The sequence below is a fragment of the Vibrio sp. 1CM24A genome (assembly GCF_023161725.1).
Classification (GTDB): Bacteria; Pseudomonadota; Gammaproteobacteria; order Enterobacterales; family Vibrionaceae; genus Vibrio; species Vibrio coralliirubri.
Genome location: NZ_JALNTS010000004.1, coordinates 51,844 through 68,823, shown reverse-complemented (window position 1 = coordinate 68,823; position 16,980 = coordinate 51,844). Strand labels below are relative to the sequence as shown.

Annotated in this window: 18 protein-coding genes and 1 other annotated feature (1 of these 19 only partly in view); of the genes, 11 read left to right on the top strand and 7 right to left on the bottom strand. The window is 44.8% G+C overall.

Going from position 1 to position 16,980, the window contains the following annotated elements; all coding sequences use genetic code 11:
• Positions 1–135: a sequence feature (His leader region), on the top strand (it extends 1 nt beyond the left edge of the window).
• Positions 136–188: 53 nt separating this feature from the next.
• The 8 genes from hisG to hisIE all read left to right on the top strand — a co-directional run bounded on the left by hisG (position 189) and on the right by hisIE (position 7,463).
• Positions 189–1,085 (top strand): ATP phosphoribosyltransferase, encoded by an 897-nt coding sequence (gene hisG / locus MSG38_RS10195; RefSeq protein ID WP_048617711.1) that lies wholly within the window; start codon positions 189–191, stop codon positions 1,083–1,085.
• Positions 1,085–2,386, top strand: coding sequence for a histidinol dehydrogenase (gene hisD / locus MSG38_RS10190; RefSeq protein ID WP_048617710.1), 1,302 nt, complete (start codon positions 1,085–1,087; stop codon positions 2,384–2,386). Before hisG ends, hisD begins: the two co-directional genes overlap by 1 nt.
• Positions 2,387–2,395: 9 nt before the next feature.
• Positions 2,396–3,436 carry a histidinol-phosphate transaminase gene (gene hisC, locus MSG38_RS10185; protein ID WP_048609393.1) on the top strand — a complete coding sequence of 347 codons (1,041 nt, stop codon included), beginning with the start codon at positions 2,396–2,398 and terminating at the stop codon, positions 3,434–3,436.
• A gap of 131 nt (positions 3,437–3,567) precedes the next feature.
• A complete protein-coding gene (hisB, locus tag MSG38_RS10180; RefSeq protein ID WP_248401755.1) occupies positions 3,568–4,656 on the top strand; it encodes a bifunctional histidinol-phosphatase/imidazoleglycerol-phosphate dehydratase HisB in 1,089 nt (362 codons plus the stop codon).
• A 9-nt stretch (positions 4,657–4,665) separates the two neighbouring features.
• Positions 4,666–5,280 (top strand): imidazole glycerol phosphate synthase subunit HisH, encoded by a 615-nt coding sequence (hisH, locus tag MSG38_RS10175; protein WP_132762641.1) that lies wholly within the window; start codon positions 4,666–4,668, stop codon positions 5,278–5,280.
• A 43-nt stretch (positions 5,281–5,323) separates the two neighbouring features.
• Positions 5,324–6,061 (top strand): 1-(5-phosphoribosyl)-5-[(5-phosphoribosylamino)methylideneamino]imidazole-4-carboxamide isomerase, encoded by a 738-nt coding sequence (hisA, locus tag MSG38_RS10170; RefSeq protein WP_012604374.1) that lies wholly within the window; start codon positions 5,324–5,326, stop codon positions 6,059–6,061.
• Entirely contained in the window at positions 6,043–6,816 is a 774-nt protein-coding gene (hisF, locus tag MSG38_RS10165) for an imidazole glycerol phosphate synthase subunit HisF (RefSeq protein ID WP_048609396.1), read from the top strand. Before hisA ends, hisF begins: the two co-directional genes overlap by 19 nt.
• Complete coding sequence (gene hisIE, locus MSG38_RS10160; protein WP_009848800.1) at positions 6,813–7,463, top strand: bifunctional phosphoribosyl-AMP cyclohydrolase/phosphoribosyl-ATP diphosphatase HisIE; 651 nt, start codon at positions 6,813–6,815, stop codon at positions 7,461–7,463. Before hisF ends, hisIE begins: the two co-directional genes overlap by 4 nt.
• A gap of 225 nt (positions 7,464–7,688) precedes the next feature.
• Here the strand turns inward: hisIE and MSG38_RS10155 are convergent, their stop codons facing one another.
• From MSG38_RS10155 to MSG38_RS10140, 4 genes are all read right to left on the bottom strand, one after another.
• Positions 7,689–8,198 (bottom strand): YchJ family protein, encoded by a 510-nt coding sequence (locus tag MSG38_RS10155; protein ID WP_248401754.1) that lies wholly within the window; start codon positions 8,196–8,198, stop codon positions 7,689–7,691.
• A 127-nt stretch (positions 8,199–8,325) separates the two neighbouring features.
• Entirely contained in the window at positions 8,326–9,543 is a 1,218-nt protein-coding gene (locus MSG38_RS10150) for an EAL domain-containing protein (protein ID WP_048614506.1), read from the bottom strand.
• A gap of 123 nt (positions 9,544–9,666) precedes the next feature.
• The gene (gene lpxH / locus MSG38_RS10145; protein WP_248401753.1) at positions 9,667–10,401 is read right to left on the bottom strand and encodes a UDP-2,3-diacylglucosamine diphosphatase; all 735 of its coding nucleotides are present in this window, start codon (positions 10,399–10,401) and stop codon (positions 9,667–9,669) included.
• Between the two features lie 84 nt (positions 10,402–10,485).
• On the bottom strand, positions 10,486–10,980 hold the full coding sequence (locus MSG38_RS10140; RefSeq protein ID WP_017060275.1) for a peptidylprolyl isomerase: 495 nt from the start codon (positions 10,978–10,980) through the stop codon (positions 10,486–10,488).
• Between the two features lie 190 nt (positions 10,981–11,170).
• Here MSG38_RS10140 and cysS point away from each other — a divergent pair, with 190 nt between their 5' ends.
• Together cysS and MSG38_RS10130 are read left to right on the top strand one after the other, a co-directional pair.
• Positions 11,171–12,556, top strand: coding sequence for a cysteine--tRNA ligase (gene cysS, locus MSG38_RS10135; RefSeq protein ID WP_017060276.1), 1,386 nt, complete (start codon positions 11,171–11,173; stop codon positions 12,554–12,556).
• Between the two features lie 98 nt (positions 12,557–12,654).
• Positions 12,655–13,233, top strand: coding sequence for a thymidine kinase (locus tag MSG38_RS10130; protein WP_017060277.1), 579 nt, complete (start codon positions 12,655–12,657; stop codon positions 13,231–13,233).
• A gap of 150 nt (positions 13,234–13,383) precedes the next feature.
• Here the strand turns inward: MSG38_RS10130 and MSG38_RS10125 are convergent, their stop codons facing one another.
• The 3 genes from MSG38_RS10125 to MSG38_RS10115 all read right to left on the bottom strand — a co-directional run bounded on the left by MSG38_RS10125 (position 13,384) and on the right by MSG38_RS10115 (position 15,241).
• Positions 13,384–14,049: a YdcF family protein gene (locus MSG38_RS10125; RefSeq protein WP_248401752.1), complete on the bottom strand. Its 666-nt coding sequence runs from the start codon at positions 14,047–14,049 to the stop codon at positions 13,384–13,386.
• A complete protein-coding gene (locus MSG38_RS10120) occupies positions 14,042–14,896 on the bottom strand; it encodes an NAD(P)H-binding protein (protein ID WP_248401751.1) in 855 nt (284 codons plus the stop codon). The genes MSG38_RS10125 and MSG38_RS10120 overlap by 8 nt, the downstream gene beginning before the upstream one ends.
• A gap of 114 nt (positions 14,897–15,010) precedes the next feature.
• Entirely contained in the window at positions 15,011–15,241 is a 231-nt protein-coding gene (locus MSG38_RS10115; protein ID WP_017060280.1) for a TIGR02647 family protein, read from the bottom strand.
• A gap of 257 nt (positions 15,242–15,498) precedes the next feature.
• Here MSG38_RS10115 and MSG38_RS10110 point away from each other — a divergent pair, with 257 nt between their 5' ends.
• Positions 15,499–16,806 carry an ATPase gene (locus MSG38_RS10110; protein ID WP_248401750.1) on the top strand — a complete coding sequence of 436 codons (1,308 nt, stop codon included), beginning with the start codon at positions 15,499–15,501 and terminating at the stop codon, positions 16,804–16,806.
• The last annotated feature ends 174 nt before the right edge of the window (positions 16,807–16,980 follow it).

Below are 16,980 nucleotides of genomic sequence, written 5' to 3'. Positions count from 1 at the left end.
CATCACCATCATCACCCTATCTAGTCTTTCGGGGAGATTTACGTATACCCGGGAGCAAGAATTCTCCCGGAGGTTAAGTCAAAGAATTTAGATTTAAACCCTCGGGATGACAAAGTCTTCCGAGGGTTTTTTAGTTTTAGCGCTTTTAAATAATCAATAAATTCAAATATTTGCACAGGGATACAGCAATGCAGACACAACGCCTAAGAATCGCAATTCAAAAGAAAGGTCGCTTAAGTAAAGAGTGCCAAGACCTACTTAAAAAATGTGGTGTTAAATTTAACATCATGGGTGAGCGCCTAGTTGTTCATTCACTAAATATGCCAATCGACTTGTTATTAGTTCGTGATGATGACATCCCAGGTCTTATCATGGATGGTGTGGTTGACCTTGGTTTCATCGGTGAAAATGAACTGGAAGAAGTTCGCCTAGACCGTGTTGCTCTAAAAGAGCCATCAGAGTTTCGCACATTACGTCGTTTAGACTTTGGTGGTTGCCGTCTTTCTATCGCAATCAACAAAGATGAAGTGTACAACGGCCCACAAGATCTTGCGGGCAAACGTATTGCGACAACTTACCCACAACTACTGAAAGCCTACATGGATGAGCAGGGTGTTGAATTCAGCACTTGTATGCTAACAGGCTCGGTTGAAGTTGCTCCTCGCGCAGGACTAGCAGACGCTATCGCAGATTTAGTTTCTACAGGCGCAACGCTAGAAGCAAACGGCCTAAAAGAAGCAGAAGCTATCTTCCAATCGAAAGCAACACTGATTCAACGTGTTGGTGAGTTCGACGCAGACAAAACTGCATTGATTGAAAAACTACTGACACGTATGCAGGGTGTTCAACAAGCGAAAGAGTCAAAGTACATCATGCTTCACGCGCCAACATCTCAGCTAGAGCAGATCAAAGCATTACTTCCTGGTGCTGAAGATCCAACGGTTCTTCCACTATCAACAGACAAAGACAAAGTTGCCGTTCACCTAGTAAGTACAGAGAACTTGTTCTGGGAAACAATGGAACAGCTTAAAGAGTTGGGTGCGAGCTCGATTCTAGTATTACCAATCGAAAAAATGATGGGGTAGTGACGATGAGAACCGTTGTTTGGCAATCTTTAAGTGAATCACAGCAAGACTCGGTATTAGAGCGTCCAGCTATTACTGAAGGTGCAAACATCACAGCGACTGTTTCTGATGTTATTGCAAAAGTACGAAATGAAGGCGATGCCGCGCTTAGAGAGCTGACTGCAAAGTTTGATGGTGTGACTCCAGAATCTATCCGAGTCAGTTCAGGTGAGATCGAAGAGGCGTGTGCTCGTCTAACACCAGAGATGAAGCAAGCGTTAGAGCAAGCTTATAGCAATATTGCTAAGTTTCACGAAGCTCAAAAGCCACAGCCAATTAAGGTTGAGACACAGCCTGGTGTTGTGTGTGAGCAAGTGACGCGCGCTATTAATACTGTTGGCCTTTATATTCCAGGTGGCAGTGCGCCACTTCCGTCAACGGTTCTTATGTTAGGTGTTCCTGCTCAAATCGCAGGTTGTCGTAAGGTTGTGCTTTGTTCACCTCCGCCAATCGCTGATGAAATTTTGTATGTCGCTAAGCTTTGTAAGATCGACGAAGTTTACAACGTTGGTGGTGGTCAAGCGGTGGCTGCAATGGCTTACGGTACCGAGAGTGTGGCTAAAGTCGATAAGATCTTTGGCCCAGGTAACGCGTACGTAACGGAAGCTAAGCGTCAAGTGAGCAATGACTTCCGCGGTGCGGCGATTGATATGCCTGCTGGCCCATCTGAAGTGTTAGTGATTGCCGATGAAACTGCAGATGCAGATTTCATTGCGGCGGATTTGTTGAGCCAAGCGGAGCACGGTCCAGATTCTCAGGTTGTCTTGGTAACACCATCTCCAGTGGTTGCAGACCAAGTAACAGAAGCGGTTCAGAAGCAACTGAAAGAACTGTCTCGTGCAAACATCGCTCAGCAAGCATTGGCTTCAAGCTTAATCATCATTGCTGAATCGCTCACTCAAGCGATTGCGATTTCGAACTTCTACGGTCCTGAGCACTTAATTGTTCAAACCAAGAACCCACGTGAATTGCTGCCATTGTTAGACAATGCAGGTTCAATTTTCCTGGGTGACTGGTCTCCAGAATCTGCAGGTGACTACGCATCAGGCACAAACCACGTTCTTCCGACTTACGGCTATACCAAGACGTATTCAAGCCTAGGTTTGGCTGATTTCTCTAAGCGAATGACGGTTCAAGAGCTAACGGCTGATGGTTTGAAAGGCCTAGCGCCAACAGTAGTAACAATGGCGGAAGCCGAAGGCTTGGATGCGCACAAACGCGCTGTGACCATCCGAGTTGAAAAGTTAAATAAAGCGAAATAAGGGTAGGGCATGGAAAAGTTAGCAAGAAAACAAGTTCAGGCTCTGACACCTTACTTGTCTGCAAGACGCATTGGTGGCAGCGGAGATGTATGGTTGAACGCCAACGAATCTCCGTTTGATAACGAGTACAACCTGAACTTGTCTCGTCTTAACCGCTACAGCGAATGTCAGCCAAAAGAGCTGATTGACGCTTACGCTCAATACGCAGGCGTGAAATCAGAGCAAACTCTGACAACACGTGGTGCTGACGAAGGCATTGAATTACTGATTCGTGCTTTCTGTGAGCCGAACGAAGACGCTATTCTTTACTGCCCACCTACTTACGGTATGTACGCAATCAGTGCAGAGACGATTGGTGTTGAGCGTAAAGTTGTGCCTCTGACGTCTGAATGGCAATTGGATCTTCCAGCTATTGAAGCTCAACTCGACAACGTAAAAGTGGTGTTTGTTTGTAGCCCAAATAACCCAACCGGTAATTTGGTTGATCGCAAAGACATCATCAAGCTGCTTGAAATGACACAAGACAAAGCGATTGTGGTGATGGATGAAGCGTATATCGATTTTTGTCCAGAAGCGTCAACCGTTGATTTGCTTGAGCAATATCCAAACCTAGCGATTCTGCGCACCTTATCGAAGGCCTTTGCTTTGGCGGGCTTACGTTGTGGCTTTACGCTAGCGAATAAAGAGCTTATCGATGTTCTGTTGAAAGTGATTGCGCCTTATCCTGTGCCAATCCCTGTTGCTGACATTGCCGTTCAAGCACTTTCAGAGCAAGGACTTGCGCGAGCTAAGTTCCAAGTTCTGGATTTAAGTGCTAACCGAGCTTATTTGCAAGCGGGTCTATTAGGTATGCCTCAAGTGACGGTATTTGATGGTTGGGGTAACTACCTACTGGTGAAATTCCCGAACGGTGATGAGTTATTTAAAGCGGCTTGGGATACGGGCATCATCTTACGTAATTCACCAATTGAAGACTGTGTTCGTATTAGTATTGGTAACCGCGAAGAGTGCGAAAAGACACTTGGATTCATTCGTAACTTTTACCAGTAACGAAAGGCTTACCAGTAATAACATTTGCCAGTTTGAGTTGATTAATCGCAGGCTAGCAAGTGGAACCAATATTTTGGGTTAGCGTTTGATTTTAGCTAGGCCACCAGATTTAAAATTAAAAGGAAGTTCAAGTGAGTAAACAACAGAAAATACTTTTTATAGACCGCGACGGCACCTTAATTGTTGAGCCGCCAGTTGATTTTCAAGTAGACCGTTTAGACAAGCTAAAATTCGAACCGCTAGTGATTCCTAGCCTGCTTGCTTTGCAAGACGCTGGCTACCGCTTAGTGATGGTCACTAACCAAGATGGCCTAGGTACCGATAGCTACCCACAAGAAGATTTCGATGCGCCACACAATATGATGATGGAGTTCTTCGAATCTCAAGGGGTTAAGTTTGACGACGTGCTTATTTGCCCTCACTTTGACGAAGATAACTGCTCTTGCCGCAAGCCTAAACTGGGTATGGTTAAAGAGTACCTACAAGGCGGTAAAGTCGATTTCCAACACTCTGTTGTGATTGGCGACCGAATGACGGATCTTCAACTGGCAGAGAACATGGCTATCCGCGGTATTCAATATGGCCCGGATGCGGCAACTGAAGGCACGCTTAACTGGCCACAAATCGTTAAAGATCTGACGGTTAATGCGCGTATTGCTGAAGTAGTTCGTACCACTAAAGAAACCGATATCAAGGTGGCAGTAAACCTTGATGAAACTGGTGGAAATAAGATCGATACCGGCATGGGTTTCTTCGACCACATGCTTGATCAAATCGCGACACATGGTGGTTTCCAAATGAACCTGACTGTGAAGGGCGACCTGCACATCGATGATCACCACACAGTAGAAGATACCGCTCTGGCTTTAGGTCAAGCATTGAAAGATGCACTAGGCGACAAACGAGGTATTGGCCGTTTTGGTTTCAGCCTACCAATGGATGAGTGTTTGGCTCAGTGTGCGCTAGACCTTTCTGGCCGTCCATACCTGAAGTTCGATGCTAAATTCAGCCGTGAGCAAGTGGGTGATCTTTCAACAGAGATGGTGGTTCACTTCTTCCGTTCTCTAACTGATACATTGGCTTGTACACTACACCTTTCTTCTGATGGCAATAATGATCACCACATCATTGAGAGCCTGTTCAAAGCGTTTGGCCGTACTCTTCGCCAAGCAATCAAAGTTGAAGGTAACGAGTTACCAAGCAGCAAAGGCGTTCTGTAAGGGATCGGTATGAAAGAGCAAAAAGTCGTTATTATTGATACTGGTTGTGCCAACGTTTCATCGGTGAAGTTTGCGATTGAACGCCTGGGCTACGCAGTTGAAATTTCAAAAGCACCAGAAGTGGTTCTTGCTGCCGACAAGCTATTCCTACCCGGTGTAGGTACAGCAAGTGAGGCAATGAAGAACCTGCAAGAGCGTGACCTTGTGACCCTTGTGAAGCAAGTAGAGAAGCCTCTGCTAGGTATCTGCTTGGGTATGCAGCTGTTAGGCAAACTGTCTCAAGAGAAAGGCCAGAAGGCTGACGAGTTAGTTGAATGCCTAGGTTTGTGTGATGGTGAAGTTCGTTTACTTCAAACAGGCGACTTACCATTACCACACATGGGTTGGAACACAGTAACAGCAACGCCTAATCACCCGCTATTTAAAGACATTGAAGAAGGCGAATACTTCTACTTTGTTCATAGCTTCGCAATGCCAGTGGGCGACTACACGATCGCACAATGTGATTACGGTAATCCGTTCACTGCGGCAGTTCAAAGTGGCAATTATTATGGTGTTCAATTCCACCCAGAGCGATCTTCGAAAGCAGGCTCTAAGCTGATTCAGAACTTCTTGGAATTGTAATAAGGATTAGGCAGCGGCTAACGTTGCCATATAAGGAATGTAAATGATTATTCCCGCGTTAGATTTAATTGAAGGCCAAGTAGTTCGCTTATTCCAAGGAGACTACGGGCAAGTAACAGAATACAAAGTAGACCCAGCAGAGCAGTTTAATCTGTATCACCAAGCTGGCGCTGGCTGGCTGCACCTTGTTGACTTAACGGGCGCAAAAGACACAACGGCTCGTCAGTTAGACTTGATTGCTAAGCTCCTTGCTAGCACGCCTGCGAACATCCAGATTGGTGGTGGCGTGCGTAACGAACAAGATGTCGTTGATCTGCTAGAAGCTGGCGCACAGCGCGTTGTGGTTGGTTCTACAGCCGTTAAGCAACCTGAGTTGGTGAAAGGTTGGATGGAGAAGTACGGCGCGGAAAAAATCGTGCTGGCTCTAGACATCAACATCGACGAAAGCGGCACACGTAAAGTGGCGATTTCAGGTTGGCAGGAAGATTCAGGAGTGACTATTGAAGCGCTAATTGAAGACTACCTCACGGTTGGCCTTAAACACGTTCTGTGTACCGATATTTCACGTGATGGCACGCTAGAAGGATCAAACGTAGAGCTTTACGTTGATCTTTGTAAGCAGTACCCACAAGTTCAGTTCCAATCATCGGGCGGCATTGGCAGCCTAGCTGATATCGAAGCGCTTAAAGGCAGCGGTGTTGCTGGAGTGATTGTGGGGCGCGCGCTACTTGATGGTAAGTTTACCGCAGAGGAGGCATTTGCATGTTGGCAAAGCGAATAATCCCTTGTTTGGATGTCCGTGATGGACAAGTGGTTAAGGGCGTTCAGTTCCGTAACCACGAAATTATTGGCGACATCGTTCCGCTAGCCCAACGCTATGCAGAAGAGGGCGCTGATGAACTGGTATTTTACGATATCACCGCATCAAGCGATGGCCGTGTTGTCGACAAGAGCTGGGTAAAACGCGTAGCTGAAGTGATCGATATTCCTTTCTGTGTGGCTGGTGGTATTAAATCAGCAGAAGATGCAGCGCGCATTCTTGAGTTTGGTGCAGATAAAGTATCGATCAACTCACCTGCACTGGCTAACCCTGAACTGATCACTGACCTTGCTGATAAGTTTGGCGTGCAGTGTATCGTTGTCGGCATCGATTCATACTTCGATAAAGAAACCGGTAAATATCAGGTTTACCAATTCACTGGCGATGAAGCGCGTACTAAAGCAACCAAATGGGAAACCAAAGATTGGGTGCAGGAAGTACAGAAGCGTGGCGCAGGTGAGATTGTGTTAAACATGATGAACCAAGATGGCGTTCGTAACGGCTACGACATCGATCAGTTAAACATGGTGCGTGAAGTGTGTAATGTGCCATTGATTGCCTCTGGTGGCGCTGGCGCGATGGAGCACTTTGCTGAAGCCTATAAGAAGACCAACGTGGATGGAGCGCTAGCGGCTTCGGTATTCCACAAGCAAGTCATCAATATTGGTGAACTTAAACAATATTTAAAACAACAAGATGTAGAGGTGCGACTATGAGTTTTGAAACCGCAAGCTTATCAAAAACAGAAGTAGGCGCATTGTCAGAGCGTATTAACTGGGAAAAAGTCGATGGCTTAGTGCCAGCTATTGTTCAAGATTACCAATCGAGCCAAGTGTTAATGATGGGATACATGAACCCAGCAGCACTTGAGAAAACCGGTGAAACAGGCAATGTGACGTTTTTCTCTCGCACCAAAGAGCGTCTTTGGACGAAAGGTGAAACGTCGGGCAACGTATTGCAACTGCAAAACATCGCCTTGGACTGTGACAGCGACACCTTACTGGTTAAAGTTAATCCCATTGGCCCAACGTGCCACACAGGTACAACAACATGTTGGGATGGAGACAAGCAAGAAGAGTCTCAGATGGTGTGGCTTCATCAGCTTGAGCAGCTACTGGCTGCCCGCAAGGACGCAGACCCTGAATCTTCTTATACTGCCAGTCTATATGCCCGTGGCACCAAGCGTATTTCGCAAAAAGTGGGCGAAGAAGGCGTTGAAGTCGCGCTTGCGGCGACGTCGGGCGATAAGGCGGAATTAGTGTGTGAGTCAGCAGACTTGATTTATCACTTGATGGTTCTTTTACAAGACCAAGGCTTATCGATGAACGATGTGGTGAACAAATTAAAAGAGCGCCATAAGTAAGCTCTGTTTAGATTAATCGAACTACGTAACAGATAGATAAAAGCCCCGTAAACAAATATGTTTACGGGGCTTTTTAGCTTTTGAATTTTCAAGATTTCAAGATTTCAAGATTTCAAGATTTCTAAGCCCTACGTCACTTTTCTAAACTCTGACTTTACGTCATTCCGAGGAGCCTAAGCGACATCAGGAATCTCTTCTATTAATCTGACTTCTTAGCCGTGCGAGTTACCCGCAGCACTTTTTATATTTCTTCCCACTTCCACAAATGCATGGGTCGTTGCGGCCAATCTTGAAGCTTTCAACCGTTTGGTTTAAGCGAGGATCGATTTCTGGTTCTGGTTGGCTTTGCTCTGGGAACTCACCGTCGATATAGAACCATAGGCCGTTTTCACGAACGAAACGAGAGCGCTCTTGCATGCAGTATTGTGCGCCGTCTTCATTGAAGTAAGCTTTAAATTCAACAAAGCCTTCGTCTTGGTGCGAGCCTGCCGCAGTATCGATGACCTCTAACCCTGCCCAATCACTGTCGATAGATTCGGCGATGCCTTCTCTTTGTGCTTCGGCATTGCAGCTAGGGTGGTAGGTCGCAACAACATAGTCAACCAAACCCAACACGTGCGCCGAATAACGCGAGCGCATCAACTGCTCAGGTGTTTCAACGGCACTGTGGTTAAGGTGCGCTGATTCACAGCACTGTTGGTAAGTATTATTGCTACCGCATGGGCATAAAGGCATAGTCAGATCCTGTAAAAATGGCCTCTATTAAGAGGCCATAAATGAATGCGTGGGAGTTTACCAAGAAAAGATCGCTCACCAAAGTTTAGTTTCTATTGAAATTATCAAAGTGTTAGCGCGAAGTTTACTATTTCAAAGCTGGAGACAATAACTCTTGAGCCCAAGTCGTCGCTTCGTCATAAGCTTGACCAAGTTGAGCTTCACTCAGTTTGAGAAGCTGGCGAATACGAGTCGCTTCATCCCATCGAGCTTGTTCATACGCAACCACCATCGCCAATACTGCACCCAACACGCCTTTACGTTGAATCAAGGCTTGTTTGATCTCTAGGTCAATCGGCACTGAATCGAGTACTTGTTTCAATGGTTGGTCAAAGAGTGAATCCAATAGAGAAAACATACCGGTCAAAAAGGCTTGTCCAGGCTCTACCTTAACATTCATCTTTTCAACCAAGAGTTCACACTGACGTGCGCGTATTACCGCTAAGCCATAGAGTGAGTCCGGCTTATCTTCTTTCGCAGAGGCGATAGCCACCAGTGAGACGAATTTACGCAGCTTCTGTTCACCAAGGTAAATAAGCGCTTGGCGGAATGAACGAATCGTTGTTGGTGAACCACCCGCGGAGTTTACGTAGGTAAGTAGCTTGTAAGACATGGTCACATCGAGCGTAATCAAACGCTCGACTTCGCCAAAGTCGATAGGATCGTGTGCAATCTCTTTTAATAGCTGAACGGTCGTCAGGAATGCCGGGTTGAGCGCACGCGTTTGGATCATCTCAGGCTTGCTAAAGAAGTAACCTTGAAAGTAGGTGAAGCCGGCTTTCTTTGCTTCTTGGTATTCTTCGTACGTTTCCACTTTCTCAGCAAGGAACTTGATATCTAGTCCTTTGAGAGAGTTCATAAACATCGCTGCTTTGGCAATTGGCGTCAAACGGATATCGAACTTGATAATCGAAACGTAAGGTAAGAAGCGCTTCCAAGCTTTACTTGGCACAAAGTCGTCTAGCGCAATGGTATAACCCGCGTCAAAGATGGTTTTGATTGCTTCAAGTAATTCGTCTGTCGGTTCACAGTCTTCAAGAACTTCAACAACGAGGCTTTCTTTGGGGAACAGAGTAGGGACTAAGTTGATTAGGCTTGCGTATGGGAAGTTCACGAACCCAAGCTTATCACCCAACGTATTATAGTGGGTCGATAAGAAGTGATCGGAAAGCAAACGGCTAGTAGCGAGCTCCGGCTCTACTTCAGGGAAAGTGTTCTTAGGACCATCCCTGAATAGCAACTCGTAACCTATGGTTTTCTTGCCTGTGTCGAGTATTGGTTGACGCGCTACGTATGAATATTTCAACTTGGTACTGTGTTCGGTTTATTTCTGGTAGAGAGATAATAGCTAATTCACTAGAAATTACCATACACTTTCTAAGAAAGTCTGACCGACAATAATAATCAAAGTGAAAGTTTAAGCGTGATGTTAAAAGCTATTGCTAAACGCTCGATTCTGTAGTTCAAAACTTTGCGGCGTGAACACCAGCACTGAGCCTTGTGTATACCAATCGCCAAGTACGATACGGGTTTTAGTGCAATTGTTAGCATTAAATGTATGGATATCTGGGCGGTGAGTATGGCCGTGGATCATCAGATCGACATTGTTTCGTTCCATCACATCTTCGACTTCTTGCTGTGTCACATCCATGATGTCGAGAGACTTGGTCTGCTTGTCATCTTTGATATCTGATTGAACCTTAGAAACAATTTTCTTCTTGATGAAAAATGGGATTCGGTTGAAGACCCATTGTAACCATGGCTGATGCACTTTTTCGCGAAAGGCGAGGTACTTTACATCTTCAGTACATAGGGTATCACCATGCAACACTACCGCTTTTTTCCCGTAGATATCGATCGTAGAAACTTCGTTGAGAAGTTTCACGCCCGTTTGCTTAGCAAATTTTTTGCCGACTAAGAAGTCACGGTTCCCTTGAGTAAAGTAACAAGGCACGCCTGTTTTCACTAAGTCGATAAACGCTTGGCGGATAGAAGTTGCGAACTCACTCTTATCGTCGTCACCAACCCAGAATTCGAAAAGGTCGCCTAACACGTAAAGTGCATCCGCTTCTATGGCTTCCTTTTTCATAAAGGTTAAGAAGCAGTCTGTGATGTCTTGTCGTGACGGAGAAAGGTGCAGATCTGATATAAAATATGTTTTCATAGGTCTAAAAAAAGGGAGCGATTCGCTCCCTGTATCCTGATTTTATCGGCTCATCAATTATTAATACTAACCGAAAGCAAGTAATTAAGCTTCGATTGTAGTACCAGTGATGATCACTTCTTCTAGAGGTACATCTTGGTGCATACCCATAGAACCAGTGCTAACACCTTTAATCTTGTTTACGATGTCCATGCCTTCAACAACTTCTGCGAATACACAGTAGCCCCAACCGTCTAGGCTTTCGCTACGGAAGTTTAGGAAAGAGTTGTCGTTAACGTTGATGAAGAACTGAGAGCTCGCTGAATGCGGTTCCATAGTACGAGCCATTGCTAGTGTACCAACTTTGTTCGCTAGACCGTTGTTTGCTTCGTTCTTGATCGTTGCACGAGTCGCTTTTTCTTTAAGGCCAGAAGTCATGCCGCCGCCTTGAATCATGAAACCATCGATAACACGGTGGAATAGTGTGTTGTCGTAGAAACCGTCACGGCAATACTGTAGAAAGTTTGCGCTTGTTTCTGGTGCTTTTTCTTCGTTAAGTTGAACTTTGATGTCACCAAAATTTGTGTGAAGGATGATCATGATTGTTACCTTACTGTCTTTTTAATATGAAGTTCGAATTCTAGCGCATGTTGGCAGACTTTCAAATCACCAAATCATTAGGTTAACTCGGATGTTTGAGGTAATTCCTGCTTTTGGGGATTACCTATTAAGGTATGACTTGTTATACTGCGAGCTTATTTTTGATTAATCCATAAAATAGATAGAGATCATGCTGAAGATATATAACACGCTCACAAGACAGAAAGAGGAATTCAAACCAATTACAGCTGGCAAAGTCGGCATGTATGTCTGTGGGGTAACCATATACGATCTCTGTCACATTGGTCATGGTCGTACGTTCGTTTCTTTCGACGTAGTAACTCGCTACCTTCGTTACCTTGGTTACGATTTGAACTTCGTTCGTAACATCACAGATATCGATGACAAAATCATCAAACGCGCTAACGAAAACGGTGAGTCTTGTGACTCTCTGACTGAGCGTTTAATTGGTGAGATGCACGCAGACTTTGATGCATTGAACATGAAACGTCCAGATGTTGAGCCTCGTGCTACAGAATACATCACTGAAATCATCGAGCTTGTTGAAAAGCTGATTGAACGTGGTTTCGCATACGTTGCAAGCAACGGCGACGTGATGTTCGAAGTAAAGAAATTCGACGAATACGGCAAGCTTTCTAAGCAAGACCTTGATCAGCTTCAAGCGGGTGCTCGCGTTGATGTTGAATCTGCAAAACGTAGCCCATTAGACTTCGTTCTTTGGAAGATGTCTAAACCAGGTGAACCTACATGGGAATCGCCATGGGGCCCGGGGCGTCCAGGTTGGCACATCGAATGTTCAGCAATGAACTCGTCTATTCTTGGTAACCACTTCGATATCCACGGTGGTGGTTCAGATCTGCAGTTCCCTCACCACGAAAACGAAATCGCACAGTCTTGCTGCGCGCACGGCACTCAGTATGTAAATACTTGGATGCACAGTGGTATGGTGATGGTAGACAAAGAAAAGATGTCTAAGTCACTGGGTAACTTCTTCACTATTCGTGACGTGCTAGCACATTACGATGCTGAAACGGTACGTTACTTCCTAATGTCTGGTCACTACCGTAGCCAACTAAACTACAGCGAAGATAACCTAAACCAAGCTCGCGCATCACTAGAGCGTCTATACACATCACTTCGTGGCCTAGACCTTACAGCAGCTCCTGCTGGTGGCGAAGAGTACGTGACTCGATTCTCTACAGCGATGAACGATGATTTCAACACACCTGAAGCTTATTCAGTACTGTTTGAAATGGCTCGTGAAATCAACCGTATCAAGCCTGAAAGCATCGAAAAAGCAAGCGGACTTGGTGCACTGATGCGTGAACTAGCAGACATCATCGGTATTCTTCACCAAGAGCCAGAAGCCTTCCTACAAGGTGATGCGGCAGGTAACGACGACGAAGTGGCTGAAATCGAAGCGTTGATCAAACTGCGTAACGATTCTCGTGCTTCAAAGGATTGGGCAAACGCCGATCTTGCACGTGATAAGCTAAACGAGTTGGGTATTGTTCTGGAAGATGGCCCAGAAGGTACGACTTGGCGTCGTAAGTAAATCTTATAAAAAGGGCTGATTTTCAGCCCTTTTTTCTAGCACGAATTCTCTATTTTCACCTTTTCTATCTTCAACTTTTAATTAACAGGAATATTTCTGTGGCTCAGATGTATTTTTATTACTCGGCAATGAATGCGGGTAAATCAACAACGCTTCTTCAATCTTCATTCAACTACCAAGAGCGCGGCATGACGCCAGTGATCTTTACGGCAGCGTTGGACGATCGCTATGGTATCGGTAAAGTGAGCTCACGAATTGGTCTGCAATCTGAAGCTCAGCTGTTTAAAAATGACACCAACATGTTTGATGCGATCAAAAAGCTCAATGAGGAAGAAAAGCGTCATTGTGTTTTGATCGATGAATGTCAGTTCTTGTCGAAAGAGCAGGTGTACCAATTAACAGAAGTGGTTGATAAGCTGCACATCCCTGTACTTTGTTACGGCCTACGTACCGATTTCTTGGGTGAACTGTTTGAAGGCAGCCGTTACTTATTGTCTTGGGCAGATAAACTTGTTGAGCTTAAAACAATTTGTCACTGTGGCCGTAAAGCGAACATGGTCATTCGTACCGACGAGCACGGTGTTGCAATTGCTGAAGGCGACCAAGTGGCTATTGGCGGTAACGACAAATACGTTTCTGTTTGCCGTCTGCACTACAAAGAAGCGTTAGGCAAATAAGCTGATCTATTGGCTGACGCGAAAGAACGAAAAACGGTGACCAAGTGTCACCGTTTTTGTTTATTAGGCCTGTGTTTTGCTTTCTTCCAAGCCGAGCTTTTGTTTTATTCCCAATCGAGCTTTTGTTTTATTCGAAGTCGATCTTTTGATTTATTCGAAACCGAGCTTCTTCAATGCTTGATAGGCGTGGTCAACGTCGTCGGGGATCGACATCTCAATCTGAAAGCCTTTCTCTGGGTAGGATTTGATTCGCTCGTAATCAGCAATTAATGCGCCTAACACCATATCTAACGGTAGCTCTTCGTTAAAGTAATCATCCCAGTTTTGCCATCGCGACGTCACGGTAATCTCGGAAGTTTCGTCAGGCCACTGTTTACTGAAGGTGGCGTAGGTACGTTTCTCCATGAAGGGCTTCTGAACTAAGGTTAGCCTCTTCGGCGATAACCCTTTTTCTGTCAGCAACTCATGAGTGAATCGTACATTTTCCCCAGTATTTGTCGCGTGTTTCTCTATGATAATGTCAGAGTCAGGCACACCACAATCTCGCGCGATAGAAGCGAATGTTTCAGCTTCTGAGCGCTCAAAGCTCCCTTCGGTAAAGCGTCCCACACCGCCAGAAAAAACGATGTAAGGCGCGATCTGTTGGTGATAAAGCTCGGCTGCATATTCCGCGACGCGAGTATCGTTGCTACACAATACAAAGATACAGTCGGAAGGCGTAACCTTGTGACCCATCGACATAAAGTTCCAAAGGGTGTCGACTGAGCGATGCAGTTTTATGTTGGGATCTTTGTTAGCAATAGATTGTTCAGTCATGAAGTGCGTCCAGTGTGGATTCGAATTTAAATGAATAACCTAAGTCGAGAATCTTCTTCGAAGAGATTAACTTGTCTGGGGTATCAACAACAGCGGGCAGAGGCTCACTGCTGTTGGCGCTTTTCAATGCCGCGGCATAAAACTCCGCCTTACTAACCGTATTTGGCGTGGTCACGTTAACTACTTCGTTGTGCAGTTGACTGATAGCGAAATCGACAGCACCAATCGCGTCATCAAGGTGCAGCATGTTGGCTGGAGCTTGAGTGCTGACTTGTTTTAACTTGCTTGCGAAGCGTGATGGGTGACGGCTTGGGCCTATTAGGCCACTAAAGCGAAGAATGGTGTAGTCGATACCGGAATCAATCACTGACTGTTCAGCTTGCAGCATGATTCGTGCGTTATCGGAAAATGAAGAAGCGTGCTCGTTATCTGATGTCGAAAGAGGGAGTGATGCATCCAGCTCGTTCAGCACACCCGGCTTGGTTGGGTATACCGTAGTTGAACTAACCATAATGAGCTTTTTAATGTTGGCCTTTTGACATGCATTGGTGAGTTGCTGCCAGTAGTCGGCATACTCTTGTCCTGCTCCTTTTCTAAAGCCAGGAGGGAAGCTGCCAATCACAATTTCAGTGTTGTTTTCGAGTAACAATGAATAGAGTCGCCCGATAGTCTGTTGTGGATCGGATGAATCAAAGCTAAACACTTCACATGGAATTTGTTCGCTACTAATGGCATCTGCTCCCGCTTGGGTCGTTTTCGTGACCACCACTCGGTTACCATGTTTTTCTAAATGTTCAGATAAAGGTGCACCTACCCATCCTGCACCGACAATAAATATAGAAGCCATGTGTTCCTCACAACTGCAAATGACGAATTTACATTAAGCCTAACAAAGCTTTGCCCAAAAATGAAAAAACTCCACGGCCGAAGCAAGTGGAGTTTTTACTAGAACAATGGAGCTTTAGTTTAGTACGCGAAGAAGCTTGTCTGCGCGCTCTGCCATCTCGATACCTTCATCTGTTAGATAACCGCCGTCTGGCTGAGTACAAAGGTTTTTTTCGAATAGGCGCTTAACAGCGTCTTGAGTTTCTTGAGCAGCCTCTTGATGAACTTTAATTCCAGTAGCAGCACTACTTACATCAAATTGAAGAAGGAGGTTTAAATCAGCAATATGTTCAGCGTTGTACTTCATAATTAACCTATATATTCATAACGTTCTCTACCTTCACCTTAGTGCGCATTCTCGGCTCAGGCAATAGCAAATAAAGAGAATTGATAAGTGATACCAAATTGATTGATTAATCATCGAGTGATGAGTTTATTTTGGTTATATTGGGTGATTTGTACCCACTTAAATCATCAATGATGTTTATTGCTAAGTGGTTGTAATATATTGTGACTAGAAATAATTTGCATTGAGCGAATATTGTATAAAAAGGATATGCATAAGTGAGAGCGAACAAAGTAGCATTAACGATCAGTATGCTATTTGCTATCTCAGGTTGTCAAAGCACACCCTCAGAGCAGACAGACGCGAACCAAACCACAAACAACAATAATGAATCTACAATAGAGGTCCGTTCATTTCAGTCTGTCCAAAGCGTTTACTCCGAATGGGAAGTTAAGCTTGAAGACCATGCTCAATTGTCTCTCTATGCACCAGAGAATTACAATGAACTATTAGACGCATGGGATGATGCTGAAAGCATTTATGCGGACTTACTGAAAGACGAAACTCGAATAACCAAGAGTTACTCCATTTTTTCGAGCCTAACTTACGCAGAAGCGTTAGATGAAAAAATCGCTTTGATCAAATCAAACTATGACTCGATCTTAGTGTTAAAGAAGAAGGCTGACCGAGTACTCGCTGATTCGATTGTCCAAATGGATTACCTGAAGTTTCTTGGCGCAGATACCATGTTTACCTCGAGCTACAAACGCTTGTATTCAGAATACAGCGAGTTGTTCGAGTATGTGCTGGTCGATGAGCTTGAAGACGCTCAAGAAGCTCAGGTGGAATTTCTTAACAATGCTCGCTTACTAGAAGTTAAAGTGGCGCATAAGAAATACATCGAACCTTTGAAGAACGAATTAGAGTTCTTGGAAGATGAAGACTTTGATGACGTTGCTCCTCTAACCTTTGCTAAGGCGGCATCTCAAATTGCGTTGGCTGAAAGCCAAGTGAAAGCTAGCCCTCGTGAAAAGTCGATCATTGAAGATGCGGTTCACGCTGCAGAGTTTGAGTTGAACCACGTGCGCAGTGTCGCTCATGAAGTCAAAGTGCTGGCGAGCGTAAAAGGCGACCAGTTCGAACAGTCGGTTTTGAATGCAGAGAACCAGTTACTGAGCATTTCACAAATCGTTAATGATGAAGATTACCGTGATGTTGGCTTACGTCAGCAATCACAGAAGATTGTCGCGAGTGTTAAGGCGTTAAAAAGCTCTGATATGACAGGGCTTTTAAAGTCAGAGATTGAAACTTTGACTGAGCAATTGGCTAAGCTAGAGTCTGAAAACCAGAAGCAAGCGCAGCAACTGTCTGAAGCAACCAAGCACAGTGAGTTGCTCGGTGAGCAGATTACCAAGAGTGATGCTCACATAAAAAGCTTAGAAGAGTTAGTGGATAGTTTGAAAAGCTTAGGTGGCAAAGTGGCCAACGAAAGTGACTCTGATGTGATGTCCCCGGCTGTTGAATCTACTCTAGAGGATTCAACCCTAGAACAATCATCAGAAGAAGTGATTGAACCTTCGGTTTAGCATCACTAATTTCTTTATTTGTGATTGAGTTAAAAGCGCCTTAGGGCGCTTTTTTACGTTCTGTTGATCTATGTCAAAATCTAGAAATAAAAGCGCTCTGTGAGCCATTTTAGTGTACGTTATTCTTTGGGTTTTAACGTAACTTGTTGATATTTATAGGTGTGTTATTTTCTA